Annotated in this window: 4 protein-coding genes; all 4 read left to right on the top strand. The window is 44.9% G+C overall.

Features of this window, described 5'->3' with window-relative positions:
* The coding region (rplU, locus tag ACTIE6_RS02935; protein ID WP_439555207.1) for a 50S ribosomal protein L21 at window positions 1-235 on the top strand (235 nt) is incomplete at its 5' end.
* Window positions 236-303: 68 nt separating this feature from the next.
* Window positions 304-594, top strand: a complete 291-nt coding sequence (gene rpmA / locus ACTIE6_RS02930) for a 50S ribosomal protein L27 (protein WP_439555206.1) — start codon at window positions 304-306, stop codon at window positions 592-594.
* A gap of 139 nt (window positions 595-733) precedes the next feature.
* Entirely contained in the window at window positions 734-1330 is a 597-nt protein-coding gene (locus tag ACTIE6_RS02925; protein ID WP_439555205.1) for a NifU family protein, read from the top strand.
* A 76-nt stretch (window positions 1331-1406) separates the two neighbouring features.
* The coding region (locus ACTIE6_RS02920; RefSeq protein WP_439555204.1) for a hypothetical protein at window positions 1407-2144 on the top strand (738 nt) is incomplete at its 3' end.

Below are 2144 nucleotides of genomic sequence, written 5' to 3'. Positions count from 1 at the left end.
AGGTGACGTGAACGCTGCACTTGTATTTGACAAAGTCCTTCTCGTTGATAACGGAGGCACAGTATCGGTTGGACTACCTACAGTAGCAGGCGCTTCTGTAAAGGCAACTGTCCTTGAACACCTTAAAGGTGAAAAAGTGATCGTCTTCAAAAAGAAAAGACGTAAAGGCTACCGCGTTAAAAATGGTCACCGTCAATATCTGACCAAGATCAGCATCGACGACATCGTAGCTTAATGCAACTTTGGCCCGGAAACGGGATCAGGTCAATTCAATCAGAAATAACAATTAATAGTTAAGATATCATGGCACATAAGAAAGGTGTAGGTAGCTCGAAAAACGGACGTGAATCCGAAAGCAAGCGTCTTGGAGTAAAATTATTCGGTGGTCAGGTTGCCAAAGCAGGAAATATCCTTGTTCGTCAGCGTGGTACCAAACACAATCCAGGCAAAAACGTAGGTATCGGTCGTGACCATACTTTGTTTGCATTGGTTGATGGAAATGTAGTTTTCCGTAAAACACGTGAAAACAGATCTTATGTTCACATCGAGCCGATCGCAGTTGCTACTGAAACTACTGCTACTGCAGAAGCTTAGTTTTTAGTCAATGCTTTTAAAAAACCCGTCAGGTCCCGCACCTTACGGGTTTTTTCTTTTACAGCAAGCCAATGGAAAACCAAAAGCAGCCTTTGCTTGTTTGCATTGAGTACAACCTATTTCCAATCATTCTACTGACATGCTTACACGTCCCGTTTTTGTATATACCGAATTAAGTCCTAACCCCAATTCAATGAAGTTCGTCCTGAACTTCGAGCTGGTACCAGACGGACTTTCTTTTGACTACCCTTCGCTGCAAGCCGCGCTGGAAGAAGGAAAAGCTTCTCCGCTGGCTTCGGACCTGTTTCAGTTTCCGCACGTAAAGCGCGTGTTTATCGCCAGTAACTTCGTCACAATTACGAAAGACGACAGCATTGCATGGGAAGATGTGTTGAGAGATACCAAGCAATTCATTAAGATATATTTCGAAGAAAACCACCCAGTTTTCGCGCAGCAGACGATTGATAAAAACACAGTTATCGTTGACTCCCGCGATTCAGATACCGTGCAAAAGATCAAAGCGGCGCTCGACCAGTATGTAAGGCCGGCCGTGGAGTCAGATGGTGGAGCGATCAACTTCCATTCATTTAATGAAGAATCCGGCACTGTGAAAGTGTTGCTGCAAGGCTCGTGCAGCGGCTGTCCGTCTTCTACATTGACATTGAAAGCAGGAATTGAAAACCTGCTGACCAGAATGGTACCTGATGTAAAAGAGGTAGTTGCGGAAGGCGTTTAAGCTTTTTCTGATAGCTGTTGGAAACCCTGTCGCGAGGCAGGGTTTCTTTTTTTTAGATGTTTTGTTAGTTTCGGATATGAAGCAATTGCTGCATCGATTTATTTCAGAGATTGAAAAACTGCAATCCAGGGGAGACAACTATTTTCCAGCCGGGATTTTTCCCGCGCAAAGAATTAACCCGCTGATCGGCTACAAACGGCAGGATACCACCATATTCTTTTCAGCAATTATCTGCTTTACACTACAATCCATTCGCAGGCAGGTTTCCGGGGAGATCGCGGAGCAGATTGATGGGATATGTGAAAAGATCATTGCCAACTATCCCGATTTCAGAAATAAGGACGGGCTGAAAACCTACAATTTCTGGAAAACCAAACCTTCCAAACACTTCCCGAACGGTCACATCTTCCGGCGCTTCGAGCATTTCCGCATTCCCGACGATATCGACGATACTGCATTTGTTTATATGACAACCCAGCCGACGCGCGAAGAGCTTACCTGGCTGAAAGAAAAGCTGGCACTGCATTCAAATGGGTATAAATTGTGGATCCGGAATACATATCCGGAGTACCGGAACCTGAAAGCGTATTCCACCTGGTTCGGGAAGAATATGTACGTAGAGTTTGATGTGTGCGTGCTCAGCAATATGCTATATTGTATCTATAAATACGATATGCTGCTGAATGAACACGACCACGCCAGTCTTGAATACATTCGCTCAGTGATAGCAACCGATCGGTATATCAAAGTCCCCTTTCGTTGTGCACACCAGTACCCTCGGACCCCGCTGATCATTTATCACGTAGCGCGTTTA

Origin of the sequence: Dyadobacter sp. (assembly GCF_051859145.1) — a bacterium.
GTDB lineage: Bacteria > Bacteroidota > Bacteroidia > Cytophagales > Spirosomataceae > Dyadobacter.
This window is presented reverse-complemented; position numbering and strand designations above follow the sequence as displayed.

Coding starts and splice junctions, on each gene's coding strand:
- rpmA (WP_439555206.1), top strand. CDS start 304: ATGGCACATAAGAAAGGTGTAGGTAGCTCGAAAAACGGACGTGAATCC.
- ACTIE6_RS02925 (WP_439555205.1), top strand. CDS start 734: ATGCTTACACGTCCCGTTTTTGTATATACCGAATTAAGTCCTAACCCC.